At 70.3% G+C, this 25,262-nt stretch carries 31 protein-coding genes; 14 read left to right on the top strand and 17 right to left on the bottom strand.

The features are described 5' to 3' along the window. The first annotated feature begins 13 nt into the window (after window positions 1–13). Window positions 14–814: an ArsR/SmtB family transcription factor gene (locus OG510_RS03240; protein ID WP_406142287.1), complete on the top strand. Its 801-nt coding sequence runs from the start codon at window positions 14–16 to the stop codon at window positions 812–814. 77 nt (window positions 815–891) lie between these two features. On the opposite strand, the gene OG510_RS03235 is transcribed toward OG510_RS03240, so the two are convergent. Together OG510_RS03235 and OG510_RS03230 are read right to left on the bottom strand one after the other, a co-directional pair. After that, on the bottom strand, window positions 892–1,893 hold the full coding sequence (locus OG510_RS03235) for an MsnO8 family LLM class oxidoreductase (protein WP_406135121.1): 1,002 nt from the start codon (window positions 1,891–1,893) through the stop codon (window positions 892–894). Window positions 1,894–1,972: 79 nt separating this feature from the next. Next, complete coding sequence (locus tag OG510_RS03230) at window positions 1,973–2,188, bottom strand: dodecin (RefSeq protein ID WP_406135120.1); 216 nt, start codon at window positions 2,186–2,188, stop codon at window positions 1,973–1,975. A 181-nt stretch (window positions 2,189–2,369) separates the two neighbouring features. Between OG510_RS03230 and OG510_RS03225 the strand changes: the two genes are divergently transcribed. Beyond that, window positions 2,370–3,683, top strand: coding sequence for an extracellular solute-binding protein (locus OG510_RS03225; protein WP_406135118.1), 1,314 nt, complete (start codon window positions 2,370–2,372; stop codon window positions 3,681–3,683). Here the strand turns inward: OG510_RS03225 and egtD are convergent. From egtD to OG510_RS03200, 5 genes are all read right to left on the bottom strand, one after another. Continuing rightward, window positions 3,658–4,629: an L-histidine N(alpha)-methyltransferase gene (egtD, locus tag OG510_RS03220; RefSeq protein WP_406135117.1), complete on the bottom strand. Its 972-nt coding sequence runs from the start codon at window positions 4,627–4,629 to the stop codon at window positions 3,658–3,660. The two genes, OG510_RS03225 and egtD, sit on opposite strands and share 26 nt — an antisense overlap. Next, complete coding sequence (egtC, locus tag OG510_RS03215; protein ID WP_406135116.1) at window positions 4,626–5,435, bottom strand: ergothioneine biosynthesis protein EgtC; 810 nt, start codon at window positions 5,433–5,435, stop codon at window positions 4,626–4,628. The genes egtD and egtC overlap by 4 nt, the downstream gene beginning before the upstream one ends. Beyond that, on the bottom strand, window positions 5,435–6,748 hold the full coding sequence (gene egtB / locus OG510_RS03210; protein ID WP_406135115.1) for an ergothioneine biosynthesis protein EgtB: 1,314 nt from the start codon (window positions 6,746–6,748) through the stop codon (window positions 5,435–5,437). The genes egtC and egtB overlap by 1 nt, the downstream gene beginning before the upstream one ends. Next, entirely contained in the window at window positions 6,745–7,998 is a 1,254-nt protein-coding gene (gene egtA / locus OG510_RS03205; protein ID WP_406135113.1) for an ergothioneine biosynthesis glutamate--cysteine ligase EgtA, read from the bottom strand. Before egtA ends, egtB begins: the two co-directional genes overlap by 4 nt. A gap of 216 nt (window positions 7,999–8,214) precedes the next feature. Next, entirely contained in the window at window positions 8,215–8,667 is a 453-nt protein-coding gene (locus tag OG510_RS03200) for a type II toxin-antitoxin system PemK/MazF family toxin (RefSeq protein WP_406135112.1), read from the bottom strand. Window positions 8,668–8,738: 71 nt separating this feature from the next. Between OG510_RS03200 and OG510_RS03195 the strand changes: the two genes are divergently transcribed. Further along, the gene (locus tag OG510_RS03195; protein ID WP_406135111.1) at window positions 8,739–9,818 is read left to right on the top strand and encodes a glycosyl hydrolase family 18 protein; all 1,080 of its coding nucleotides are present in this window, start codon (window positions 8,739–8,741) and stop codon (window positions 9,816–9,818) included. Between the two features lie 108 nt (window positions 9,819–9,926). Then, window positions 9,927–11,111: a thiolase family protein gene (locus tag OG510_RS03190; protein ID WP_406135110.1), complete on the top strand. Its 1,185-nt coding sequence runs from the start codon at window positions 9,927–9,929 to the stop codon at window positions 11,109–11,111. A gap of 77 nt (window positions 11,112–11,188) precedes the next feature. On the opposite strand, the gene trxA is transcribed toward OG510_RS03190, so the two are convergent. Further along, window positions 11,189–11,560: a thioredoxin gene (gene trxA, locus OG510_RS03185; protein WP_164260600.1), complete on the bottom strand. Its 372-nt coding sequence runs from the start codon at window positions 11,558–11,560 to the stop codon at window positions 11,189–11,191. A gap of 117 nt (window positions 11,561–11,677) precedes the next feature. On the opposite strand from trxA, the gene OG510_RS03180 reads away from it, so the two are divergent. After that, window positions 11,678–13,114 (top strand): dihydrolipoyl dehydrogenase family protein, encoded by a 1,437-nt coding sequence (locus tag OG510_RS03180; RefSeq protein WP_406135108.1) that lies wholly within the window; start codon window positions 11,678–11,680, stop codon window positions 13,112–13,114. Between the two features lie 164 nt (window positions 13,115–13,278). On the opposite strand, the gene OG510_RS03175 is transcribed toward OG510_RS03180, so the two are convergent. Beyond that, window positions 13,279–13,614, bottom strand: coding sequence for an ArsR/SmtB family transcription factor (locus OG510_RS03175; RefSeq protein ID WP_406135106.1), 336 nt, complete (start codon window positions 13,612–13,614; stop codon window positions 13,279–13,281). Window positions 13,615–13,786: 172 nt separating this feature from the next. Between OG510_RS03175 and OG510_RS03170 the strand changes: the two genes are divergently transcribed. The 3 genes from OG510_RS03170 (at window position 13,787) to OG510_RS03160 (ending at window position 16,474) form a co-directional block, all read left to right on the top strand. Beyond that, on the top strand, window positions 13,787–14,929 hold the full coding sequence (locus OG510_RS03170; RefSeq protein WP_406135105.1) for an FAD-dependent monooxygenase: 1,143 nt from the start codon (window positions 13,787–13,789) through the stop codon (window positions 14,927–14,929). 385 nt (window positions 14,930–15,314) lie between these two features. Then, window positions 15,315–15,797, top strand: coding sequence for a nuclear transport factor 2 family protein (locus OG510_RS03165; protein WP_406135104.1), 483 nt, complete (start codon window positions 15,315–15,317; stop codon window positions 15,795–15,797). A 14-nt stretch (window positions 15,798–15,811) separates the two neighbouring features. Continuing rightward, window positions 15,812–16,474 (top strand): TetR/AcrR family transcriptional regulator, encoded by a 663-nt coding sequence (locus OG510_RS03160; RefSeq protein WP_406135103.1) that lies wholly within the window; start codon window positions 15,812–15,814, stop codon window positions 16,472–16,474. On the opposite strand, the gene OG510_RS03155 is transcribed toward OG510_RS03160, so the two are convergent. Next, window positions 16,461–17,396: a GlxA family transcriptional regulator gene (locus OG510_RS03155; protein WP_406135101.1), complete on the bottom strand. Its 936-nt coding sequence runs from the start codon at window positions 17,394–17,396 to the stop codon at window positions 16,461–16,463. The genes OG510_RS03160 and OG510_RS03155 overlap by 14 nt on opposite strands. A gap of 72 nt (window positions 17,397–17,468) precedes the next feature. Between OG510_RS03155 and OG510_RS03150 the strand changes: the two genes are divergently transcribed. Further along, complete coding sequence (locus tag OG510_RS03150) at window positions 17,469–17,804, top strand: cupin domain-containing protein (protein WP_406135100.1); 336 nt, start codon at window positions 17,469–17,471, stop codon at window positions 17,802–17,804. Between the two features lie 99 nt (window positions 17,805–17,903). On the opposite strand, the gene OG510_RS03145 is transcribed toward OG510_RS03150, so the two are convergent. Continuing rightward, on the bottom strand, window positions 17,904–18,101 hold the full coding sequence (locus OG510_RS03145; protein WP_406135099.1) for a hypothetical protein: 198 nt from the start codon (window positions 18,099–18,101) through the stop codon (window positions 17,904–17,906). Window positions 18,102–18,298: 197 nt separating this feature from the next. Then, a complete protein-coding gene (locus tag OG510_RS03140; protein WP_406135098.1) occupies window positions 18,299–18,439 on the bottom strand; it encodes a hypothetical protein in 141 nt (46 codons plus the stop codon). Window positions 18,440–18,579: 140 nt separating this feature from the next. On the opposite strand from OG510_RS03140, the gene OG510_RS03135 reads away from it, so the two are divergent. Further along, a complete protein-coding gene (locus tag OG510_RS03135) occupies window positions 18,580–18,891 on the top strand; it encodes a hypothetical protein (RefSeq protein WP_406135097.1) in 312 nt (103 codons plus the stop codon). Window positions 18,892–18,999: 108 nt separating this feature from the next. On the opposite strand, the gene OG510_RS03130 is transcribed toward OG510_RS03135, so the two are convergent. Both OG510_RS03130 and OG510_RS03125 read right to left on the bottom strand, forming a co-directional pair. Continuing rightward, entirely contained in the window at window positions 19,000–19,227 is a 228-nt protein-coding gene (locus OG510_RS03130) for a hypothetical protein (protein WP_406135096.1), read from the bottom strand. A gap of 315 nt (window positions 19,228–19,542) precedes the next feature. Continuing rightward, window positions 19,543–20,400, bottom strand: a complete 858-nt coding sequence (locus OG510_RS03125) for an alpha/beta fold hydrolase (protein WP_406135095.1) — start codon at window positions 20,398–20,400, stop codon at window positions 19,543–19,545. A gap of 108 nt (window positions 20,401–20,508) precedes the next feature. Between OG510_RS03125 and OG510_RS03120 the strand changes: the two genes are divergently transcribed. Further along, window positions 20,509–20,619 (top strand): TetR family transcriptional regulator, encoded by a 111-nt coding sequence (locus OG510_RS03120; protein WP_406135094.1) that lies wholly within the window; start codon window positions 20,509–20,511, stop codon window positions 20,617–20,619. Window positions 20,620–20,631: 12 nt separating this feature from the next. Continuing rightward, entirely contained in the window at window positions 20,632–20,922 is a 291-nt protein-coding gene (locus OG510_RS03115; protein WP_406135093.1) for a hypothetical protein, read from the top strand. A gap of 538 nt (window positions 20,923–21,460) precedes the next feature. Here OG510_RS03115 and OG510_RS03110 read toward each other — a convergent pair. Then, complete coding sequence (locus OG510_RS03110) at window positions 21,461–21,739, bottom strand: hypothetical protein (protein WP_406135092.1); 279 nt, start codon at window positions 21,737–21,739, stop codon at window positions 21,461–21,463. Window positions 21,740–21,929: 190 nt separating this feature from the next. Then, window positions 21,930–22,658 (bottom strand): dienelactone hydrolase family protein, encoded by a 729-nt coding sequence (locus OG510_RS03105; protein WP_406135091.1) that lies wholly within the window; start codon window positions 22,656–22,658, stop codon window positions 21,930–21,932. Window positions 22,659–23,080: 422 nt separating this feature from the next. Here OG510_RS03105 and OG510_RS03100 point away from each other — a divergent pair, with 422 nt between their 5' ends. Beyond that, a complete protein-coding gene (locus OG510_RS03100) occupies window positions 23,081–23,299 on the top strand; it encodes a hypothetical protein (RefSeq protein ID WP_406135090.1) in 219 nt (72 codons plus the stop codon). Between the two features lie 66 nt (window positions 23,300–23,365). Next, complete coding sequence (locus OG510_RS03095) at window positions 23,366–23,875, top strand: tetratricopeptide repeat protein (protein WP_406135089.1); 510 nt, start codon at window positions 23,366–23,368, stop codon at window positions 23,873–23,875. A gap of 366 nt (window positions 23,876–24,241) precedes the next feature. Here the strand turns inward: OG510_RS03095 and OG510_RS03090 are convergent, their stop codons facing one another. Further along, on the bottom strand, window positions 24,242–25,237 hold the full coding sequence (locus OG510_RS03090; protein ID WP_406135088.1) for a zinc-dependent alcohol dehydrogenase family protein: 996 nt from the start codon (window positions 25,235–25,237) through the stop codon (window positions 24,242–24,244). Window positions 25,238–25,262: the final 25 nt, after the last annotated feature.

Raw genomic sequence — 25,262 nt, 5'->3', positions numbered from 1 at the left:
TGGGGGCGTGAGCATGGATGAGGCGTTCAGGGCACTGGCCGATCCGAACCGGAGACGGCTCCTGGACCGGCTCAACGCCCGGAACGGACAGAGTCTGCGGGAGCTGAGCGAGGGCCTGGACATGAGCAGGCAGGCGGTGAGCAAACACCTCGCGGTGCTGGCCGGGGCCCAGCTGGTGACGTCCGTCAGACGCGGCAGAGAGAAGCTGCACTACCTCAACCCCGTGCCCATCCAGGAGATAGCCGACCGCTGGATCGGCCGGTACGAACGGGGGCGGCTGACGGCGCTCTCGCAGCTGAAGCGTTCCTTGGAGGGACCAGTCATGGACAGGCCGGAATTCGTCTACGTCATCTACCTCAGGACCACCCCCGAGAAGCTCTACCGGGCCCTGACCGACTGGGAGTTCATCAAGCAGTACATGGACGGCTGGGGCCCCCGCTCGGACTGGCGGCCGGGGTCGGTCGTCGAGTGGAAGATGGGGTCCGACGGCGACTTCGAGGACCTCGGCCAGCGGGTCCTGGAGGCCGAACCCGGCAAGCGGCTCTCGTACACCTGGCACACGCTCCAGTCCATGCACCGGGAGCTGTTCGACGAGACCTCGGACGAGCAGTTCGAGGCGGCCCGCCAGGAGCGCTCGAAGGTCACCTTCGACATCGAGCCCGCCGCGACGCCGTCCGCCGGGGTCAAGCTCACCATCACGCACGACGGCTTCGACAGCCCGGACAGCAAGATGCTGGAAGGTGTCAGCGGCGGCTGGGTGGTGATCCTCTCGGAGCTGAAGAGCCTGCTGGAGGGCGGCAGGACGGTCGTCTGACAGCCCTTTCGCCCCTCGACCAGGCCGGATCTGAGGACGCTGGACAGGCCGGGCGCGGCGGCTCGGCGGCCGTCCGTTCAGCCGGTGATCCGCGCGAGCCGCCGGTAGGAGTCGAGCAGCGCCGTACGGTCGTACGTACTGGTCGTGACCAGGAACTCGTCGGCGCCGCTGCGGCTCAGCACCTTCTCCAGCCCCTCCGCCACCTCGTCATCGGTGCCGTGCAGCTGTCCGCGCTGCGCCTCTTCGAACAGGGTCCGCTCCCGTTCGGTCATCCGCAGCCCCGCGATCCGCTCGGCCGGGGCGAGCGGCGGGAAGCTGCCACGGGTGCGCGAGCGGGCCGTGGACCACGCCTCGGGCAGCAGGATCCGGCGGGCCTCCTCGGTGGTGGGTGCCACGGCGACGGTGCCCGAGAGCACGACGTACGGGCGCTCGCCCCAGGGCGACGGGCGGAACGACGCGCGGTAGCCGTCCACCGCGCGCAGCATCTCGTCCTCGCCCCACACCGCGGCGATCACCAGCGGCAGCCCGGCGGCGGCGGCCACCCGGGCTCCGGCGCCGGTCGCCAGGATGAAGGCGGGCGGCCGGAGCCCCTCGGCCGGCCGGGCGTGCACCTGGGGGTGCGCGGTCTGGTCCCCGGTGAAGTAACCCAGCAGCTCGGCGACCTGTCCGGCGAAGTCGTCGGCGTCCTCCCTGCCGTGTCCCAGCGCCCTGCGGATGCCGTCGGTGAAGCCGACCGACCGGCCCAGGCCCATGTCGATCCGGCCGGGGAAGAGCGCTTCGAGCACCCCGAACTGCTCGGCGACGACGAGCGGCCGGTGGTTGGGCAGCATCACCCCGCCGGTGCCCACCCGGATCGTCGACGTGGCGGCAGCGACCGCCGCGGCCAGGACGGTGGGCGCGGAGCCCGCGACGCCGGGGACGCTGTGATGCTCCGATACCCAGAACCGGTGGTAGCCGAGTGCCTCGGCCTGCTGCGCGAAGCGCACGGTGTCCCGCAGGGCCTGTGGCCCGTCGCCTCCCTCGCGGGTGCGGGAGCGGTCCAGTACGGAGAATCGGGTCGAGGAGATCGCAGAACTCACAACAGGGTCAACGCCCCGGCCCGGCGCGCATTCCCCCACCGGCTCCCACGGGCGCCCGCCGGTGGGGGAGCGCCGGGGTTCACCCCTCGTCCTCCAGCCGGAAGCCGACCTTCAGGCCGACCTGGTAGTGCTCGACCCGGCCGTCCACGATCTGCCCGCGCACCTGGGTGACCTCGAACCAGTCGAGGCCCCTGAGTGTGCTGGCCGCGCGCCCCAGGCCGTTGCGGATGGCCTGGTCCACGCCCTCGTGGGAGGTGCCGACGATCTCCGTCACCCGGTAGGTGTGCTCCGTCATGACCGCTCCTTTCGTCGCCTTCCTCCACGGTGACGCACCCGGCCGTACTCCGCGCGCCGCCGCCGGGGCCTTGACCGCGAGGATTGGTCTGTACCAAAATCCAGCCAACCCGTCCGAGCCGTCCGCGCTTCCCCCACGTCGGGTCATGAACTGCCGTTTCCTTACGACAGAGGTGACCTCCGTGAAGAACCGTCCCGGCCCGCACCGCAGCGGCCCCCACCGCTTCGGCCCGCACCGCACCGCCCCACGCTGTGCGGCCCTGCTCGCCGCCACCGCACTGGCGGCGAGCGCGCTCACCGGCTGCGGCTATCTGCCGGGCACGGGTGACGGCGCCACCACCGTCACGGTGTGGCTGATGAAGGGCAGCGCGTCCGACGGCTTCGTCCAGCGCTTCACCAAGGACTTCGAGAGCAAGCACAAGAACATCAAGCTGGATGTCCGCATCCAGGAGTGGAGCGGAATCGGCGCCAAGGTCACGGCGGCCGTCCGCTCCGGCGACGGCCCCGACCTGATCGAGGTCGGCAACACGCAGGTCGCGATGTACGCCGAGAGCGGCGGGCTGCGCGACCTCACCCTCGAATCGGTCCGCGACCTCGGCAGCAAGGACTGGCTGCCCGGCCTCGCCGACCCCGGGAGCATCAACGGCGCCCAGTACGGCATTCCCTGGTACGCGGCCAACCGCGTCGTCATCTACAACAAGGACCTGTTCCGGGACACCGGGATCACCGCGGTGCCGAGGACGCGTACACAGTGGATCAAGGACACCGAGCAGCTGAACAGCGGCGGCCGGCAGGGCATCTATCTGGCCGGACAGGACTGGTACACCCTCTCCGGCTTCATCTGGGACGAGGGCGGAGAACTGGCCGAGGAGGCCGGCGGCAATTACACCGGCGCCCTCGACACCCCGGCCGCGATCAGAGGCATGGACTTCTACAAGCAGTTGCAGGGCCTGGGCGACGGGCCAAAGAACGCGGACGAGGCCCATCCGCAGCAGGCCGACGTGTTCGCCAAGGGCGACGTCGGGCAGATCATCGCGGTGCCCGGCACGGCGCAGACCATCCTCAAGGACAACCCACGGCTCAAGGGCAAGCTCGGTTTCTTCCCGATCCCCGGGCGGACGGCGGCCAAGCCGTCCGCCGTGTTCACCGGGGGCTCCGACCTGATCATTCCCGACAAGGCCCGCCACGGTGACGCGGCGGTCGGCGTCGTCGAGGCCCTGGCCGGCCGCACCTGGCAGACCGAGCTGGCCAGGACCATGAGCTACGTCCCCAACAAGACCACGCTGGCAGGTGTGGTCAAGGGCGAGGAGGGGACGGCCGCGATGGCCGCGGGCGCGGCACGCGGCCGGGCCACCCCGAACTCGCCGCGCTGGGCGGCGGTCGAGGCGGACAACCCGATCAAGCCCTATATGGCGGAAGTGCTCACCGGCCAGGACGCGGGAACAGCGGCGAAGAAGGCGTCGAAGCTCCTCACCGACGAGCTGGTGGACCGCTGAGCGACAGCGCGAACCGCTCGCCGGAATCCGTCCACCAGTGCTGCAACGCCAGCCCGGCGGCGTCCAGTTCGTCCCGTACCCGCTCCTCGCGGAACTTGGCCGACACCTCCGTCCGCATCTCCTCGCCCGCCGCGAACGGCACCGCCAGATCCAGCTCGGGGATCTTCACGGTGAACGCCGCGCGCGCCCGCAGCCGCATCTCGATCCACTCGTTCCCGGCGTCCCAGACCGCGACATGGTCGAAGGCGGCCGGATCGAAGTCCGCCCCCAGCTCCCGGTCGATGACGCTCAGTACGTTCTTGTTGAAGGCGGCGGTGACACCGGCCGCGTCGTCGTACGCGGGCACCAGCACGCTCTCGTCCTTGACCAGGTCCGTGCCGAGCAGCAGATGGTCGCCGGGCTCCAGGAGACTCCGTACGGACCGCAGGAACGCGGCGCGTTCGGGAGGCAGCAGATTCCCGATCGTTCCGCCCAGAAAGACGACGAGCCGGGGGCCGGGAGCGGCCGGCAGCGCCAGCTCGCGGGTGAAGTCCGCGATCAGCGCGTGCACGGTGAGTCCCGGCCGCTCGGCGAGCAGCGCGTCCGCAGCGGCGGTGAGCGCGCTCCCGCTCACGTCCACCGGGATGTACGTCTCCAGTTCGGGCAGCGCGTCGAGCAGATGCCGGGTCTTCTCCGACGACCCCGAACCCAGCTCGATCAGGGTGCGCGCACCGGTGGCGGCCGCGATGTCGCCCGCGCGGGCGAGCAGGATCTCCCGCTCGGCGCGGGTCGGGTAGTACTCGGGCAGTGCGGTGATCTCCTCGAACAGCTCACTGCCGCGCGCGTCGTAGAACCACTTGGGCGGCAGCGTCTTGGGCGTACGGGTCAGGCCCTGGAGCACATCGGCGCGCAGTGCCGCGTCCGTGGCGTCCTCGGGCAGGGTGCGGGTCAGCTGGAAGGGACTCACGCCGTGGGCTCCTTGAGGGGGGTCAGCTGGACATCGGTGCGGGTCGCCACGAGCAGGGTGCGGTCCGGGACTTCCCGCCAGCCCGGAGCGTCGTCGTACGGCTCCGAAGCGACGACCGTGCGGCCGGCCGCACCGGCGCTCGCTCCGGCGGCCACTCCGGCGCTCGCCTCGCCGGCCGTGTCCGGCTCGGTGAGGTACCAGAGGGTGTCGCCCCAGGCGGTGGCGGCGACGGCGGCTCCGTCGGTCAGCAGCAGGTTCAGCCGTGAACCGGGCGCGGCCGCGGCGAGTTCGGTGACGGTGTCGGACAGCGCCTGGCCGAGCGGATCGCCCTCCCGCAGCCGGTGCAGGACGAGCGCCCAGACCAGCGCGGAGTCGCAGCGCGCCGCCATGCCGAGCAGCTCGGCGGCCGGGAGTGTGGCGGCCAGTGGTGCGGCGCTCGCGGGCCAGCCGGTGAGCGCGCCGTTGTGGCTGAACAGCCAGGGCCCTGCGGCGAACGGCGCCGCCGCGGCCTCGCCGTCGGCGCCCGCCTCGGTGGCGTCGCGGACCGCCGCAAGCGCCGCCCCGCTGCGTACGACCCGGGCGAGATCGGGGAAGGACAGGTCGGCCCAGATGGGCCCGTTACGCCGGTAACGTGCGGGCACCGGGTCGCCGTCGGCGTACCAGCCGACCCCGAACCCGTCGGCGTTGACCGTCCCGTGCCGCTGTCTGCGCGGTTCCCACGACTGGCGGACCAGCGAGTGCCGGGGCCGCACCAGCACCTCGCCGAGCGGCTCCGGCGGTCCCAGGAAAGCGATATGACGGCACATCAGGCATCCCTCGCGGTCCGGAAACCGGAGAAGATCTGACGGCGCACCGGCAGGTCCCAGTTACGGAAGGTCGCCCGGCAGGCCACCTCGCCCACGGAGAACGCGCCGCCCCGCAGCACCTTGTGGTCCGGGCCGAAGAACACTTCCGAGTACTCGCGGTAGGGGAAGGCGGCGAAGCCCGGGTAGGGCAGGAAGTCGCTGGACGTCCACTCCCACACATCGCCGATCAACTGCCTTACGCCCAGCGGGGATTCACCCTCCGGATAGCTGCCGGCCGGGGCGGGGCCGAGATGGCGCTGGCCCAGGTTGGCCCGCTCAGGGGTGGGGTCCTGGTCGCCCCAGGGGTAGCGGTACGAACGGCCGGTCGCCGGGTCGTGGCGTGCGGCCTTCTCCCACTCCTCCTCGGACGGCAGCCGCCGCCCCGCCCAGCGGGCATAGGCGTCCGCCTCGTACCAGCTGACGTGGAGCACCGGCTCGTCGAGTGCCACGGGCTCCACGGCGCCGAAGCGACGGCGCAGCCACTGACCGCCCTCCCGGCGCCAGAACAGCGGCGCGGTCAGCTCGTGGCCGCGGACCAGGTCCCAGCCCTTCTCCTGCCACCAGCGCTCGTCGCGGTATCCGCCGTCCTCGATGAACCGCAGGAACGCGCCGTTGGTGACCGGGGCGGTGTCGATACGGAAGGCCGGTACGAGCCGCTGGTGCGCGGGGCGTTCGTTGTCCAGCGCCCACGGCTCGTCCGATGTGCCCATGGTGAACGGGCCACCGGGGACGAGGACTTCGTCCGGCAGGGCGGTGCTGTCCGTGTGCTGCGGCGCGGGGGCGGTCAGTGCGGTGGGGCCGTTGCGCAGCTGGTGGGTGATGAGCATCGTCTCGTCGTGCTGCTGCTCGTGCTGGGCGATCATCCCGAAGGCGAACCCGGCGTCGACCAGCGGCCGCCCGTGCAGCGGCGCGCTCTCCAGCACGTCGATGACCCTGCCCCGTACATCCGACGCGTAGCGCCGCGCCTCGGCGGGCTGCAGCAGCGGCAGGGAGGGGCGGGTGGCCCTCGGGTGCTCGAAGGCGTCGTAGACCGAGTCGATCTCGGGGCGCATCGCCTCACGGCCGGCGACGGCCCGCAGGAGCCACTGCTCCTCCTGGTTGGAGATATGCGCCAGATCCCAGACGAGAGGGGACATCAACGGCGAGTGCTGCGCGATGAGTTCACTGTCCTCGACGCAGTCCGTGAGCGCGCTGGTACGGCTGCGGGCCGCGGTCAGGGCGTCGAGCGCGCTGCGACGCACAGCGGCGGGGTCGGCTGTGGGGTCGGCGGTCATGAGCGGTGATCCTTCCCGTGGTCGGGATCCAGCAGATCGTCGGCGGGGCACCTGCCGCGCGCGACATAGCGGGCGGCGAAGGCGGAGACCGCGTCCAGCACGGCGGTCGAGGCACCGAGCCGGGGGAGCGCCTCCTGCGCTGCGGCGAAGCAGAGCACGGCGGCCGCGCGCAGCTCGGGGTCGGCGAGGCCGCTCCTGGCCGCGGTCTCCCAGAGCGGGTTGCGCGGCGCGGGCGACCGGCCCGCGGTCTCCGCGAGGGGTTTGACGGCGCGGTACACGGTCTCGGCCGCGGCAGGGTCGTCGAAGAGCGCCGCGGTCACCGCCAGGGGCACCGTCCAGCCGTCCTCACCGGGCTGCGCGTCGATCATGCGCAGTTCGAGATGGCCGCGCGGCCGCACCGGAGGGAACAGCGTCGTCAGGTGGTAGTCCAGATCCTCCCGGGTCGGCGGTCTGGGCAGGCCGGTACGCAGCCACTGCCGGAACGAGAGGTTCTCCGGCACCGGCCAGGGGCCCGCGTCGGCGCGGATGCACATCACCGGAGCGTCCAGGACATGCGCCGCCCAGGCCGTCCTGGGCTCCGGGCCGTCGTACGGCGCGAGCGACCGCACCGGGTCGAGATCGGCCCACTGGGACTGCCGGGTGGAGAGCCAGCCGGTCGTACGGCGCTGGCGGTGCGGGGAGTTGGCGAACGCGGCCACCAGTACCGCACCCAGCAGATGCGCCAGCTTCCAGCGCCTGCCGTAGCCCAGCGGACCCGGCTCGGCGTGCCCCGCGTCCAGGCAGACCTGGATGGAGGCCGAACCGCACATCATGGACCGGCCGGCCGGGCCGTGCCGGTCCAGATACGTCTCCATCGCGTCGTACCGCGGTTCGCGCAGCAGCCTGCGCGGCGGATGCCAGGGGTCCTGCCCGAGACCGGTGAGCACCAGTCCCTCGCCACGCAACGCACCGCGCACAGCGGCGAGATCCGTGGACACCGAGTCGACGCACTCGGTCAGTGACGCGGCGGGCAGCGAGCTGAGCTCCAGCTGTCCGCCGGGCTCGAAAGTGAGCGCCGAGACGAGCGGCAGCGCACGTACCACCGTCTGCGCCCGCGCGATCCGTTCCTCGGACACCGGCGACTCGGGGTGGTGCAGGTCGTGCACGAGCCATTCGAGCTCGACACCGACCGTACGGGGCGGTCCTGTCTTGAAGCAGATACATCGGAGCAGGTGCTCCGCGTTCACCTCGGTCAGCAGCGGCATGGTCATGATCGGCTCCTCGTGGCGAAGATACCTTCGGCCGTTGTCCGGTGCCTCCCGGAAAACGCTCCGTCCCACCTAAGCCACTGCCGACGGTCCGCACAAGAGCGCCCCGGGCGGCCGGAATCCCTGTTGTCCGGGGATTCCCCGGGCCTTCACCGCCGGGCCGCGCCTGCCGGGCAACGCTCGGCCACCCGGGGCGCGTCCGTCGTCGGCCGTGCCGGGTCACCGCCAGCCGTAGCGCTCCCTGAGCCGGTCCACGACGGCGTCGAAACGCGGCCGGTCGAGTGCGCACGCCTCGCGCCGCATCCCGCCCTCGTGCACGCGCAGCACCCGGTCCAGATCGACCCAGGACTCACGCCCCTCGCGGTCCCACGGCCCGGCGCCGATCGCCAGCCACTCCCGGTCCCTGTCGTGCGGCTTGCTGGAGAGGCGTACGGCGAGCAGGGTGCCCGCCTGCTCCCGCGCCACCACCAGGACCGGGCGGTCCTTGCCGCGGCCGTCGTTCTCCTCGTACGGCACCCACGTCCAGACGATCTCGCCGGGGTCGGGATCGCCGTCGTGGGCGGGGGCGTACGACGTCCTGACCGGGCCGATGTCACGCGGTTCGGCCTCGGTCGTGGCGGTCGGGCCCGTGCTGCCGGGCAGGTCGGTGTGGTCACCCTGATATGTCGTCATCCGGGTCACGTTAGAACCTGGACGGACCAGCCCGCAGGGCGGGACCCGGCGATCGTCGTCACGCTCTGGCCATGATCACTGCGCTTGCCTCCCGCACCGCCCGTTCACTGACCGGTCTCGTATGCGCCCTGGCCGTCGCCCTCCCCGCGAACGCGGCCGCGTCGAGCCCGCACGAGCCGCCGGACACCGGAGCCGGCCGGCGCACCGCCTCGGCCTGGCTGCCCTACTGGGACCAGGAGACCGGCTACCAGGACGCCCTGCGCCACGCCGGTCAACTGCACACCGTCAGCCCCTTCTGGTACAAGGCAGCGGCGGCGGACCGTATCGAAGGACACCCCGGCGCGGGCGACACACGCATCATCGACGGGCTGCACAGGGCCGGGATCCAGGTCATCCCCACGGTCATGGACATGGACACCATGAAGCGCGGCGAGCTGGCGAGGATCCTCACCACACCCGCCCTGCGCACCGCGCACACCGCGGCCCTGGTCCGGCTCGCGCGCGGCCACGGCTACGACGGCATCGACCTCGACTACGAGACCATCACCACCACACCCACGGCCGGCTACCGGAAAGTGCGCTCCGCGTACGCGGCCTTCGTCACCGGCCTCTGCGCGAAGCTGCACGCCGTGCGCAAGCAGTGCGTCGTCACCGTCTCCCCGCAGACGGCCACCACCGGCCGCATCTGGGACTACGCGGCGATCGGCAGGGCCGCCGACCGGATGCGCATCATGGCGTACGACCTGCACTGGTCGGGCGGCCCGCCGGGACCGCTCTCCAGCACGGCCTGGTACGACGAGATCCTGCGCCGGGCGACTGCACTGGTGCCCGCGGCCAAGATCGAGACGGCGCTGCCCGGCTACGGCTGGGACTGGCCCGCCGACGGCAGCCGCCCGGCCCGCCATCTGACCTGGAAGCAGGCGGACGCGCTGCGCCGCAAGGTCGGCGCGCCCTATGCGCTCGACCCGGAGTCGGGCACCCCGCACTTCACCTACCGGGACGGGGCGGAGCCCAGGACCGTCTGGTACCAGGACGCGCGGGGCGCCGCCGTGCAGCTGGCCGCGGTCCGCGGATACGGGGTGCGCGACACCTCGCTCTGGGCACTGGGCTTCGAGGACCCGGATCTGTGGAAGGTGCTCGCCCGGCAGTGAGAGGGTGCGGGCGTTGACAGGGAGCGAGGCCGGGCAGAGACTCGGGCCGACAGCCGTCCTGAACGATCGTTCACCCGGCGAACGGCCGGGTGGCCTGGGAGAGATCCGATGAGTATCCGCGACGTCTACATCGTCGACGCAGTCCGTACGCCGGTCGGGAAATTCGCGGGGGCGCTCTCCGGGGTACGCCCCGACGACCTGGCGGCCCACGTCGTCGCGTCGCTGGTGGCGCGCGCCCCCGGCCTCGACCCGTCCCGGATCGACGACGTGTACTTCGGCGACGCCAACGGCGCGGGCGAGGACAACCGCGATGTGGCCAGAATGGCCGTGCTGCTGGCCGGACTTCCGGTCTCCGTCCCCGGGGTCACCGTCAACCGGCTCTGCGGCTCCGGGCTCGAAGCCGTCATCCAGGCGGCCCGCGCGGTCGCGGTGGGCGACGCCTCGGTGGCTGTCGCGGGCGGCGTCGAGTCGATGTCGCGGGCGCCCTGGGTGCTGCAGAAACCCGAACGGGCCTTCCCTGCCGGACATCAGCAGCTGCACTCCACGACGCTCGGCTGGCGGATGACCAACCCCCGGATGCCCGCGGAGTGGACCGTCGCGCTCGGCGAGGGCGCCGAACTCATCGCCGACAAGCACGGCATCAGCCGGGCACAGCAGGACGCCTTCGCCCTGGCCAGCCACGGCAAGGCCGCCGCGGCCTGGGACGCCGGCCTCTACGACGGGGAGGTCGTGCCGTACGACGGGGCCGACCTCACCCGCGACGAGTGCATCCGCGCGGATTCCAGCATGGAGGCGCTCGCCCGGCTCAAGCCGGCCTTCCGCGAGGACGGCACCGTCACCGCGGGCAACGCGTCCCCGCTCAACGACGGGGCCGCCGCTCTGCTGCTGGTCGACGACGAGGGGCTGCGCGCCACCGGCCGGGAACCGCTCGCCCGGATCCGGGCATCCGCGGTGACCGGGGTCGAGCCGCAGCTCTTCGGGCTCGGCCCGGTCGAGGCGGCCCGGCGGGCCCTCACCAAGGCGGGCAAGGGGTTCGCCGACCTCACCACCTTCGAGCTGAACGAGGCGTTCGCCGCCCAGTCCCTCGGCTGCCTGGCGGAATGGCCGGAACTCGACCCGGCCGTCGTGAACCCACGCGGCGGCGCCATCGCGATCGGCCACCCGCTCGGCGCTTCCGGGGCGCGGCTCGCGGGCTCCGTCGCGCACCAGCTGGCCGCGGCCGGCTCCGGCACCGGGCTCGCCGCCCTCTGCATCGGTGTGGGCCAGGGCCTCGCGCTCGTACTCGAACGCTGAGAGCCGCAGACAGCAGTGAGCCCGGGTTCCGGCCGGAACCCGGGCCCGCTCAAGCTGTCGGAGCGAGGTGCGAGGGGCTACGCCTCGCCCTCCTTGGCGTTCTCCACCGACTTGCGGACCTCGTCCATGTCCAGCGCGCGCGCCTGCCCGATCACGTCCTCCAGAGCCGCTTCCGGCAGAGCGCCGGGCTGCGAGAAGACCGCGACGTTGTCCCGCACGATCATCAGGGTGGGGATGGAGCGGATCTCGAAGGCCGCGGCCAGTTCCTGCTGGGCCTCCGTGTCGACCTTCGCGAAGACAAGATCGTTGTGCCGCTCGGACGCGCCCTCGTAGACCGGGGCGAACTGACGGCACGGTCCGCACCAAGAAGCCCAGAAGTCGATGAGGACGAAGTCGTTGTCGGTCACGACATCGTCGAAGTTTTCCTTGGTGAGCTCGACCGTGCTCATGCTGTGCCCGCCTTTCGTGGCTGACCGGTGTGTTCGCCCGCGTCAACCGTGGTGTTCGCTGTCCTATTCCGACTGCCCATGTGGCCGCACGGCACACCCCGTACCAGACTGGCTCCCATGACCGATGGCATGGAGAACACGGTGTACGACGTGGTGGTGCTCGGCGCGGGCCCGGTCGGCGAGAACGTGGCGGACCGCGCCCGCGCCGGCGGCCTGAGCGCGGCGGTGGTCGAGAGCGAACTGGTCGGCGGTGAGTGCTCCTACTGGGCGTGCATGCCGAGCAAGGCCCTGCTGCGCCCGGTGACGGCGCGCGCCGACGCCCGGCGGGTCCCCGGTCTGCGCGGCGCGGTGCAGGGGCCCCTCGACGTCGCGGAGGTGCTCGCCCACCGGGACGACTACACCTCGCACTGGAAGGACGCGGGCCAGGTCGACTGGCTGGAGAGCATCGGCGTGGACCTCTACCGCGGCCAGGGGCGCCTCGCCGGCCGGAGGAAGGTCGTCGTCACCGGTCCCGACGGACAGCAGCGACAGCTGACCGCACGGCATGTGGTCGCCGTGTGCACGGGAAGCCGCGCGGTCGTGCCCGAGCTGCCGGGGCTGGCCGGGGCCCGGCCCTGGACCAGCCGGGAGGCGACCAGCGCCCGGTCGGTACCGGCGCGTCTGGTGATCATCGGCGGGGGAGTGGTGGCCACCGAGATGGCCACCGTCTGGCAGGCACTCGGCTCCCGCGTGACGATGCTCGTACGCGGCGGAGGGCTGCTGCCCCGGATGGAACCCTTCGCGGGCGAGCTGGTGGCGTCGGCGCTGCGGGAGGCCGGGGCAGACATCCGGCTCCACACGTCCGCCGCCTCGGTCGAGCGGGGTGAGGGACCGGCGACGGTGGTGCTGGAGAACGGCGAGCGGATCGAGGCCGACGAGATCCTCGTCGCCACCGGCCGCGCCCCGCGCACCGACGACATCGGCCTGGACTCGGTGGGCCTGACCGCTGGTTCCTGGCTGACCGTGGACGACAGCTGCCGGGTCGACGGCACCGACTGGCTCTACGCCGTCGGGGACGTCAACCACCGCGCCCTGCTGACCCACCAGGGCAAGTATCAGGCCAGGATCGCGGGTGCCGCGATCATCGCCCGCGCCCAGGGCGTCCCGCTCCTGGAGACCGACCGCTGGGGCGCGCACGCCGCGACCGCCGACCACGCCGCGGTCTCCCAGGTGGTCTTCACGGACCCGGAGGCGGCATCGTCGGGTCTCACCCTCGCCGAGGCGGAGAGCGCCGGATACCGGGTCAGGGCGGTGGACTACGACATGGCGGGCGTCGCGGGAGCAGGTCTCTACGCCGATGGCTACCGGGGCCGGGCCCGTATGGTCGTCGACCTCGACCGTGAGGTCCTCGTCGGCGCCACTTTCGTGGGCCCCGGGGTCAGCGAGCTGCTGCACTCGGCGTCCGTCGCGATCGCGGGGGAGGTCCCGATCGACCGGCTGTGGCACGCGGTCCCGGCGTATCCGACGATCAGCGAGGTGTGGCTGCGGTTGCTGGAGACGTACCGCCTGGACTGAAGCGCATGGCCGGGCGCTCATCACGCCGTCGCGCCCACTCCTCCAGCGCTAACTGCCTTTATGAGCCCGGCAGTAGAAGTACGGTCCCGGAGGCCAGGGACCAGCCGAGGGAGCAGTCGAGGGACCAAGGGCGAACGCGTGTGCTCACCTGTGCCCACCCGTGCTCAGCGAGGAGCGGTGTCGCCCGGAGGGTCTGCTCCCAGGAGGGCGAGCAGCCCGGGGAATCTCTTCTCGATGTCCGCGCGTCGTAGACGGATGCCCTTGCGGTTGCCGTAGTCGACCTCGTCGATGAGACCCGCCTCGCGCAGGACGCGGAAGTGGTGGGTCTGACTCTGCTTCGAGATCGGAAGATCGAACGAGTTGCAGCCCCGCTCGTTGTCGCTGCGGTCGGCGGCCAACTGCGTCAACACCGAACGACGGCGCTCGTCGGCGAGGGCACGGAACACCGCACCCAGGTCGAGCGCATCGGCCTCCGGGCCCTCCAGGTTCTTCCCGGTCACGCGGCACCCCCTTCAGGTACAACTTGAATCGTACCTGAAGGATGTGCTCCACTGAGGTACCAAATCTTTTTTACCTTGGTTCCGGTTGTGCTGCCCCGTGCCGCCGTGCCCCGAGACCCGGCCCCGGCACTCACCGGGGACCGGGTCATCGACACTCCGAGAGGTCATCGTCATGAAGAAGCCCGAGGTGCTGATAGTCGGTGCCGGAATCGCAGGGCCCGCACTCGCGTACTGGCTCTCCCGGAATGGCTACCGCCCGACGGTCGTCGAACATGCCCGGCAGCTGCGCTCCGGTGGTAGCGCGATCGTCGTGAAGGGGCCGGCGATCCCGGTCGCCGACCGCATGGGCATCCTCCCGCAGCTCCGCGGGCTCGCCACCCGCAATCGGTCACTGACGCTGCTCGACCCCAGCGGCAGGCCAATCCTTCAACTCCCGCTCACCTCGGACGAGGCGCCGACGGTCGAGGTGACCCGGGCCGACCTGTCCGAGGTGCTCCACGGGTCGGCGCAGACCGAGGCCGAGTTCCTGTTCGACGACACGGTCACTGCTCTCGACCAGGACGAAGGTGGGGTCGACGTCACCTTCCGGCGGTCCACGCCACGGCGCTTCGACTTGGTCGTCGGTGCCGACGGGATGCACTCCACCGTACGGCGCCTGGTGTTCGGACCCGAGCGGCAGTTCGCGAGCGGCCTGGGCCTGTACGGCGCGACCGTGCCGCTGGAACCCGACGCCATCGACGACCCGAGCGAGATGACGATGCTGACGGTGCCCAACCGGATGCTGGTCGTCCACCCCTCGCGGACCACTCCGCTCGCGATCTTCACCTTCCGGGCCGCGCAGCCGGCCCCTCACGACCGCAAGAACATCGCCCTTCACAAGCAGACCGTGGCGGACGCCTACGCCGACGTGCGGTGGCGGGCACCGGAGCTTGTGGCGGCGTTCCTCGGCCACCCGGCTCCGTTCTTCGACCCCCTGACCACCATCCGGGTGCCGTCATGGTCCCGCGGACGGGTCGTACTGCTCGGGGACGCGGCGGCGGCGACAGCCCTGCTGGGTGACGGGTCCAGCATGTCGATGGCGGGCGCGTACGCCCTCGCGGAAGAGCTCGCCGCCCATCCCGGAGATCACGCCCGCGCCTTCGCCGCCTACGAGTCGCGGCTCCGCCGTGAGGTGGGTCCGCGGCAGCGACGCGTCGGTCTGCTCTCCAGGCTGATGGTGCCCCGCACCCGGCCGGGCCTCGCGGTGCGCAACACGGTGGGCCGCGCGGTCGTTCGCACGAACCGGATCGCCTCTCGCGAAGCCGCGAACCGGTAGGCCGGGTCCGCACCGACCGGTGGGGTATTGAGCGGGCGAGCGACGGTGAGGTCGCGGAATGGAGTGGGGCCATGCGGACATCGGCCGACCCGTCGGTGCCGACCCCGATGAACGGCTCGCCGAGCTCAGCCGGCATCTCTTTCCTGGGTTCTGATCTGCCGTCGGCGCGATGCGCCGGGGCCCGGAGAAACGGCCCTCAGGAAGTCGCGGCCTCTGCGCTGCTCCCCGCCCCGCAGGGGTGCTCCCCAGACGTCTTGAACCACAAGCGTTGGTGACAGGGGGCGTGCGGGCGCCGGTGAGGCCCCCGACGAGAGTTTTACGTCAACCTGTCGTAAACTTTACGACAGAGCGTCGCATCCCTCGCCACTGGACTGGAGCCCCCCTCATGAACACACTCAGTGATCGCGCCGAACTCATCGAGCTGATGGGTCGCTATGCCGATGTGGCGGACCTCAAGGAGTTCACCGAGCTGCCTGGCCTCGTCTTCACCGATCCGGTAACGCTCGACTTCTCGTCGGTCGCCGACATTCCGCCGACCTCCATGGCGCTCGGCGACTACGTCGAGGTCCTCCGCGGCTCTTTCGCGCCTTTCGCCGCGACGCACCACGTCATCTCCGGCCATGTCATCGACATCGAGGGCGACAGCGCGAGGATCCACGCGCACGTCCGTGCCGAGCATTGGCTCCCCGACGAGGTCGCAGGCGACGGCCCCAACCGCTGGCTGGTGGTGGGCTTCTACGACAATGAGGCGGTCCGCACTGCGGACGGCTGGCGGCTCAGCCGCGTCAAGCTCACCTCGAAGTACCAGGAGAACTCGCACCTCTCGGGCACCGGCGTGACCGCCGGCCAGTCGGGTCCGGGAGCGTAAGGGAGAATGCTCGGATGCCGAGAATCCGGGGCGCCAGCATCGAAGAGCACCACGAGATGGTGTGGGCCGGCCTCGCTGAGGCGCTGCGGCGGCTGCTGCTCGAGCGCGACTACGACTCCATCACTCTGGGCCACATCGCGACCCGCGCCGGGCTCGCGCGCAACACGTTGTACAACTACGCCCGTGACAAGGGCGCGCTGGTCCTGGCGCTGACTCAGCGGGCGGGCCGGCCCGGGATCGATCGGGTGGCGGCGATCGCCGCCCGGACTTCGGACCCGGCGGCGCCGCGGTTGCGGGAGATCATCGAGGCGGTTCTGGAAGCATTCACGGACCCGGTCCTGCAGATGATGTTCCTGCCGGGCTCGGGCCGGCCGGCCGACGATGTGCCGCGGGAGCCGGACAGTCCGTTCCACGCGATCGTGGTCGAGGTGGAGAACGTCATCCGGGACGGCATAGCGCGCGGGGAGTTCCGTGATATCGACGAGGTGCGCCTCACGGTCGAATTGCTCTCCGGTGCCATGCGCGCCGGCGCCGAACGCGTCAGCCGAGACCCGGCCGCCCTCGCGGCCACGGTCGGTGCGGCACAAGAGATCATCCTGTCGTCCCTGCGTCCGGCCAACGCCGGAGACATGTCCCCCGGCCAGGGCCCGTCCGGTGGATGGATCACGGGGCCCTGAACGCTTGCCGGTAGGCACCCGGGGTCGTGCCCGTCCGGGTGCGGAAGCGGCGGCGCAGGTTGACCGCGGAGGCGAGGCCAACGCGGGCCGCGATCGTCTCGACCGGCAAGTCCGTCTCCTCCAGCAGAGTGCGCGCCGCGGCCACCCGCCGCGAGAGCAGCCATGCACCCGGACTCGTGCCGAACCACTTGGCGAAGCGTCGGGCAAGGGTGCGGGGCGAGACGCCGAGGTATGCGGCCAGGTCGTCCACCGACAACGCTGTCCCCAGGCGCTCGTCGGCCCACTTGGGCAGGCCGTTGAGCGCGTCCCCGGGCGGTGGAGGCGGCGCGTGCTGCGCCTGGCCGACCTCGCGATGCGGCGGCAGCACCATGTGCCGTGCGAGCAGGGCGGCGTATGCGGCCCCGTGGTCGTGCCGGACCAGATGCAGGCACAGGTCGAACCCCGCTCCCGCGCCGGCGCTGGTAGCGACGTCGCCGTGATCCACATAGAGCCTGTCCGGCTCTACTCGTACCCTGGGGAACTCGCGTCGCAGCTGCTCGGCGCGCGCCCAGTGCGTGGTGGCCGAGCGGCCGTCCAGCAGCCCGGTGCGGGCCAGCGCGAACACCCCGGAGCAGATGGTGACCAGCCGTGCCCCACGCGCGTGGGCCCGCAGCAGCGCTCGGCGTACGGGATCGGACAGCGGCTCTTCCACCGGCAGCCAGCCCGGGATGATCACGGTGTCCGCGGTATCGAGCGCCGACAAGTCCCGTGACACGGACATCGCGTACCCGCCCGTCGTCGGCACTGGGCCGGGCGTCTCCGTGCACGCCTCAAACCGGTAGTGCTGCGACATCCCTGGCCGCTTCGTGCCGAAGACCTCGACGGCGCAGCCGAGTTCGAACGTCGACTGCACCGGGCGTACCAGGGCCACCACGCGATGCATGGCACGAAAGTACCCCACGGTGTCATCGCAGACTCTGTCCCGTCGCGGCCCACGCACGGCACTGTTGCAGGCATGCACCCCGAAATCCTTACGCAAGAGGGCTACACCTCCGTCTCTGTCGACGAATCCCCGGTCCGTGAACTGTTTCCCGGGATCCGGCTCCGCCCCCTGTGGCAGGGGCCGTCCGGCGCGCACGCCAACGTGCTGGAGATGGACGCGGGCGCCTCCTGGCCACACCGCGACGTTCACGAGCCCGGCCCGGAGGAGGTCTACGTGGTTGCCGGCACCTTCAACGACGGAGCACGCGACTACCCGGCCGGGACGTTCCTGCACGCCCCGGCCGGGTCGTGGCACGTGCCCTCGACCACCACGGGCTGCACGCTGTTCCTCTTCTACCCTGAGGGCTAGCGGTCTGCCGGATCACGTGGGGAGCCGAGGTCGGTCGAGACGACGGTGCCGGTGACGGTGCCGTGGAAGATGCAGGCGACACACACGGCACGGTTGCTCTCAAGGGTGCGTCGGCCCCGAGAGGCGCATCGGCCAGATGACGGGTGTCAGGCGCATTTCGGCTTGCGGGCGGCTGTTTTCGTCACTTTGGCGGGGCCGATTCGACGAGCGCGGGCTCGCGGTGGTCTTAGCGGCAATCAGTTCCTGCACGGCCTCTTCGTGGGGGTCGGTGAATCCGCTGATGTCGTCCTGAGCCACGTTCTCCAGAGTCGGACGGCCGCGTCGCTCTCGGCATCGCTCACTTCTGCCTCCGTGAACAGATGACCCTTGAGCAGCTACACCTGGCCTCGGCCCGCTCCGAGGATCGTCATGGCTTGTTCCCCGCTGTGTTCTGGCGGAGCGGCGCGGCCCACGGGGCGTGGGTCGCGCCGGTGCGTGACTGACTCAGGCCGGGGTCAGCCGATGGACGGCCACAGTTCGCGCCCGTAGATGAGGCTGCCGTCGGTGGTGGCGTAGAAGGCGTGGATGTTGCCGTCCTTCGTGATGGCCGCGACGTCGGGGCGGCCATCCTTGTTGAAGTCGGCGGTGGTCACCATGTTGGTGACGTCGGCTACGAGATCGACTTCAAGGGCGAGACTTGCACGATCGCCGTGAGTGTAGGAAGTAACGGTTTCGTGGTCGGCGCCAATCCCACCACCATGAAGTGAGGCTTAGCATGCGACGAACCATCAAAGTAATGGCCGACTACGAGTGCTTTCCTCTATGGGTGTCTGAGCCGAACCTGGAGAATCTGGCACCGAACGACAAGCGACTGGGACTATCAGTCATTTTGGCGGAGCGTTTGACGGAGTGGTCTGACGAGTTTGATGAGGTGATCAACTTGGATGATCCTGCTTCCTCGAAATTCTCATCGAAGGGTGCCGAGCATCTTTTTGTTGAGAAAGGGGAGAGGATCGCACAGGATCTTCTCCATGAGTTGGGTCCGGACTGGCGGGTCTATTACCACGACATTCGTTCGGGCGTTGTACAGGAAATCAGCAATGTCTGATTGAGTCTGTGGCTGCGTAGCTGCAACGACCTACGCAGCCACTGTCGTCGGGCGAGACCGTTGCGCGGTGAGTTCGGCCCCGGACCAGGGCCCCGGCAAAGTCGTTGATCATGCCCGCAGGAGCAGGTTCATCGGGCGGTCGGTGTCGCGGGCGTGATGTCCTGGGGTGGCGGCGATGTTCTGGTGGCCGTCCAGGCGGAGCAGGGTGATCGCGGCATTGCGGAGGCCGGCCATGCTGCGGGGTGCGTTTCCGGTGCGGGCCTTGGAGCGGTCCTCGGCGAAGGTGACGTCACGGACCCAGTGCTGGCGGTTCTCGATCTCCCGGTGCGACTGCACTCATGCGGCCAGGACTGCAGGCGGGGGCGGCAGCTGCGTCCGCGCTGGTGATCCGATGGACGATCTCGACGGTCCGTCGTCCCATCTTGGTGACAGCACGCCGCAGTTGGGCGACCTGCACGGCTCCGCTGAACTCGACCCACACCGGCATGTCGACGACCTTGATCGTGCGGGTGGGCGGCGTCCGTGTCCCGGCGCTGTCGGGTGATCCGATGCGTCACTTCACCCGGTACCAAGCGGCACCGGCCCGGCTTGCAGTTTCGACCTGGGCGGGAGGGCGGTAGCTGCTGTCGGATCCGCCTACCGCCCCCGACCTCAGGAGACGTGTCGGACCGGCTCTGCTCCGGTTTGGATCAGGAAGTCGGTGAGTACTTCGGCTAGTCGTTCGGGCTGGTCCTCGGGGATGAGGGTGGACGAGTCGGCGATCTCGATCAGCCGGCCCTGCGGGTACAGCTCGGCCAGCCGGGGGCCGTGCTCACGCGGCATCAACCGGTCCTCGGTCGCCCAGACGACCAGCACCGGGCGGTCGAAGTCACGCAGTCGCTCGCTCCAGGCGAGCAATGTCTTACGTTCGGGTGCCCCGGTGGCGAATTTGGCGAAGTCCCTGCGGATGGCCCTGCTGCGGGTGGCGGGAGCGAACCAGTCGTCCATGATCTCGTCGGGAACCCCACGCAGGCTCATCCCGCCGTATCCGCCCCGGCTGTGACGGAAGGCGGGAACTCGCATGAGTCGCGTCAGGAGCCGGACGCCGCCGGGAACTCTGCACACGTGCGCCATGGCCTTGGCCGGTCCTGGAGGAAAGTTGTCGAATGCCTCGCAGGCCACCAGCACCAGGCGCGCGATGTGCTGGTCCTGCCCGTCCAGCAGCAGGAACTGGCCCCCGCCCCAGTCATTGAGTACGAGTGTCACCCTGTTCAGACGTAGCTCATCGATGAACTCGCCCAGGATCCGGGCGACACCGCGCTGGGACAGGTCGGCATCCGGGTTCATCGGCTGACGGTGACCACCCAGGGGCAAAGTGGGCAGGACGCAGCGGTATCCGTCCAGCAGCGGTACCACCTTGCGCCACTGGGTCTCGTTCATCGGTAGACCGTGGCCGAACACCAGCACAGGCCCCTCGCCGCCGGTGTCCTGATAGTCGATTGGTCCGGACGACAACTCGATTCTCGGCATCCTTACCCCCCCACCTGATAGATCGTTGTACTGGAATCTTGGAGAGGAAAGGGGTGGAAGGCAACGGGACAGTCAGACACGCGAGCCCGGATCCGGGGTGGCGGTGCGGTGCTGTTCCGTCGACACGGCTACTCGGCCGCCGACCTGAAGCGGATCGCGGCGGAGGCGGACGCACCGTTCGGCTCGATCCACCACTTCTTCCCTGGTGGCAAGCAGTAACTGGCAGAGGACATGATCCGCGCGTCCGGAACCGAGTACGGCCGAATGGCACTGGCTCTGCTGGACCGCGTGCCGGACCCGATGGAGTCCCTCGTGCACGCTTTCGAAGCGGCTGCGGACGACCTTGCAGCGGCCGACTATGCCGACGCATGCCCGATCGGGACGGTGGCCCTGGAAGTCGCGAGCAGCAATGAGGTGTTGCGGGTCGCGACGGCAGAGGTTTTCGAGGAGCGGGTCGGTACGGCGACGCGGTGGTTCGGCCGTTGGGTGGCCTTACCGGAGACGGTGCAGTCCCTCGCGTAGTCGATGGTCATGATGCTGGAGGGGGCTTTCATGCTCAGTCGGGCCGCCGGCGATCCTGCACCGCTGCGGGCGGCCGGCCGATCGATGGCCAAGCTGTTGCGCGCAGTCATCATTCAGGCGGACGAGGACTGATCTCGAACAACGAGAACGACAGCCTGCGCGTGAGCGGCGCGCAGGTTGACGACCGGCTCTACGTCCTTGAGGACCGCGGCACCGCCGCAAGGGCGTCGCCGCCCCCGCCCAGGCCGGCAAGCGCTGGGTGGCCGAGCGCACACGCTCGTTTGATGGACGACTACGGCACGAGAAGCCGCTGCCGTTGGAATGGCCGCCCCACCACTCGACGCCTCGAGTGAACCATTTGCCGGTCGGTCAACGTCACACCGGTCGGTGACAACAAGTCAGCCTCAGTGACAACTCTGGTGCTTCGGCTCACAGACATAAACGGGGCGAACGTTGCCTGACGCGGCACTAGGCGTACTGCCCTGCGGTGTTGTTGACGTGGCTCGCCCCGGCGACGCCCCTCTGTCCAGCGGTCACCTCAGCCGTACGGCTGCCATCCCTCCGTGATGCGCGGGACGAGGCCGAGGGCCGCCGAGCGCCGCAGCTGGTAGTTCACAGACGATGTGCTCGATAGGACGACGGCGTCTCCGATCTCGCGCATCGTCGGACGGCGCCCGAATTCCGCAACCGCGTCGCGTAGAAACCGCGGAACGCGCGCCTGCCGGTCGGTGATGCCATCATGCTCGCGCCGACCAGATTCTTGGCGGCCGCACGGAGCGCCATCCGTGCGGCCGGGGTAGTCCCGGTCGGTGTCCACCGGTAGGGGCGGGCGGCAATGCGCGCGGACAGCTACTGGAGGCGGCTTGATGGACGCGAGTTTGTGTCATCGAAGATGGAGCGCGTAGGTCAGAGGCCATGTACGTAGCGACCGACGGCGGGTCCCGCAGGGGTTGAGCCGAGATACGCGCCGGGGCAGTGAGTTGATCTTGATGCGACTCGGCGCGTGGTCAGCGCTCCGTCACGGGCAGGCACTCGGCGAGCAGGTCGACGATGTCATGCCAGGCTCGCTGCGCATGCCGCGGGTGGTATCCGACGCCGGGGCGCACGGTGTGGTCGACCGGCGGGTGGTGGAAGGCGTGCAAGGCGCCGCCGTAGACCACGAGGCGCCAGTCGACGCCCGCGGCTTGCATCTCGGCCGTGAACGCGTCCCGTTGCGCAGGCGGCATGATCGGGTCTTCCGACCCGACCCCGGCCCACACCGGGCAGCGGATGCGCGCCGCCTCGTCCGGTCGGCCGGTGGTCAGCCCGTTGACGGTCCCGATCGCGCTCAAGTTGACTCCGTCGCGCCCGAGTTCCAGCGCGATCACGCCGCCGGTGCCGTAGCCGACAGCGGCGATCCGGTCGAGGTCGGTCCGCGGTTCGGCGCGTAGCACATCGAGCGCCGCGTGGCCGATGCCCCGCATCCGGTCGGGGTCGGCGAGCAACGGCATGCAACGGGCCAGCATCTCCTCCGGGTCGCCCAAATAGCGTCCGCCGTGGATGTCGAAGGCAAGCGCCACGTACCCCAGTTCGGCGAGGGTGTCGGCCCGGCGGCGCTCGACGTCGCTGAGCCCCGTGCCCTCTGGTCCAAGCAGCACTGCGGGCCGGAGGCCGGTACCGGCCGGAAGTGCGAGGTACCCGAGCATCGTCAGGCCGTCGGCCGGGTACTCGACCGTACGCGCCATAATCGTCGTCATGAGGCTGGACTCTAGTGATCGTCGAGCCCGGTCCGGCCGTTGTTCTGCCGCCGGCAGAACGGCGCGGGTATCGCCCTCAAGTACGGCGAGGGACCACGAGAATCGTGACAAACCTTGTCCTCATGGCGGCGCTATCCATCCCGTTGCCCCTTTGACTCATGTCTCGGTTAGCCCCGCCGAACCAGGGGGTTCGCTACTCAACCTTCGATGACACTCATTCAAGGTTTGGGTGACACAGGACAGCGGGTCGCTGTTGTCCCGTGTCGCCGAACTTTGACCGCGTGCCATCGAGTCTGCGGCCGGACACGACTCCGGCCGACTGCGGGCCGATCCGATCCAGCAGCGCTCCGCGAGTAGCGGACCCGTGCGCCGCAGCGGCGCACACGCACCAATGAACGTACGCACGTAAAGGAGAGAAAAAAATGCGCAAGCTCCAGCGCGCAGCAGTCGCCGCCGCCGGCGTCCTGGCCTTCTCCGGCCTCCCCTATGTCGAAACGCAGGGCGACGCCGCGACGGACTGCTTCACCCAGGAGACCCAGCAGCAGATGGACCAGGGAGCGGGCCACCACGTCACGATCGTCCACCGCGAACGCGATTCCCAGAACCCGGGCAGCATGCTGGTCTTCGACTACCGGGGCTGAGTCACGGACGAGGCTGCGTTATGGTGAGCCGATTTTGGGACCCGCACGTATGGGGGCGCAGCAGGGATGACCGACGTGACGCCCGAACTGGCCGAGGCGATCCAGCGTGGCTACGACCGGCGCGACCGGGCGAACATGGCGCCGACGATCGCCTACTTCCAGACTCTGCTTGCCGAACACCCTGACCACCCAGTCCTCGTCTACGAGGTGGGTGGCGCCTACGACACGGCGGGCCAGGAGGAGACCGCCCGCGGCTACTACGAGCGGGCGCTCGCCCTCGGCCTCGACGGTGACGTGCTGCGCCGGTGCCTGTGCCAGTACGCCAGCACCCTGAGGTGGCTGGGCGAGCTGGGCGAGTCGCTGGCGGTACTCGACCGCGCCCGCAGGGAGTTCCCCGACTCGGACTCCGTACGCGTCTTCCGGGCGCTGACCCTCAACGACGCCCGGCAGTCGGACAAGGCGGTGGCCGAGTTGCTGACCGTTGTCACCGGGCACGCCGAGGTCACCGACCTCGGACGGTGGGCGGTCGGGCTGCGTGGCCTCGCCCAGTGGCTCGCCGACGGCCGGCCCGAGTAGGAAGCAGTTACCCCGTACCAGCCTGCGCGGAAGGGGCTTGGCCGGTGGGCGTGTCCGCGACCGGTATGGACACGGCAGTGTCCTATGGGCGATCGGTTTTCTGCGGCGATGAGCGTGGCTGTGAGGGCGAAAGCTTCTTTCGCACTCTGAGCAATGGTCGCTCCGCACGACGACGTGGCACACCCGAGGTGTCACACCGATCGTGCAGCCGTACGCGGCGGCGCACGGTGACCAAGTACGCCGACAACGCGGTCCTGAACCCCTGTGGCCGGTCCCAACGGGACCTGCACAAGCCGTGATGCCGTGATGCCGCGATGGCACCTGCGGGCAGTTGGAACGGTCCACTGCGAGCGGGCGTCCGGACGGTCAGGCAGCCGTGGCGGTGACTCCGACGATTTTCCCGAGAGCCTGTTGGCCGCTCTCCAGATACCGGTGAGCCTCGCCGATCTCGTCCAGCGCGAACACCTTGTCGACCGTGGGGTTCAGCGCACCGGTGCGGAGCCCGGCGAAGAGGAACGCCGCGATGCGCCGCACGGCCGCGGGGTCGAGGGTGTGCTCGAAGCTCATGTAGCGGTGGGTGGTGATCGCGTTCGACGGATAGGGGGCGGGGCGCGGGTCGAGCCAGCCGACGGTGACGAGGGTGCCGGTGATGCGCTTGGCGGCCTTGGCCAGGTCGGCGAGGCCGGGGCCCATGACGGAGTCGAGGATGATGTCGACGCCCGTGCCGTTGGTGTGCGAGTAGGCGGCCTCGGCGATCTTCTCCGAGTCGGTGGCGACAACGGCGTGGGCGCCCGCGGCAAGGAGTTCAGCCTTCTTCGCCGTGTGCCGGGTCACCGCGATGGGCACGGCGCCGATCTGGTTGGCGATCTGGATGGCGGCGAGGCCCACAGTGCCGGACGCAGCGGTGATCAGCACGTGGTCGCCCGGCCTCATCCCGGCCTTCTCCGCGAGGGCGCCGTAGGCGGTGGAGTAGGCGACCCACAGAGCTGCCGCCTTGACGGGGTCCAGGCCCGCCGGGCGCTTGATGACCCGGGCGGCGGGCAGAACGGTGAAGTCGGCGTAGGTGCCGTTGGACGTCATGTCCGGCACGGCGGTGATCAGAACGGCGTCGCCGACGCCGAGGCCCTCGACGCCGGAGCCGACCGCGTCAATGATCCCCGTCCCCTCGCAGCCCAGCCGGGCGTGCGGGAGACGGATCGGCGCGGGGGAGACGCCGCGGCGCGTGAGTTCGTCGAGCCGGTTGACGGCGAACGCTTCGATCCTGACCCGCACTTCCCCGGGCCCCGGGTCGCCGGCCGACTCCTCGACGACGCGCAGAACCTGCGGGCCGCCGGTCTCGTCGAAAACAACTACTCGCGCCATAGGGCGACTCCTCCTCGAAACGGGG

The sequence above is a fragment of the Streptomyces sp. NBC_01089 genome (assembly GCF_045162975.1).
In the GTDB taxonomy this organism is placed as follows: Bacteria; Actinomycetota; Actinomycetes; order Streptomycetales; family Streptomycetaceae; genus Streptomyces.
This window is presented reverse-complemented; position numbering and strand designations above follow the sequence as displayed.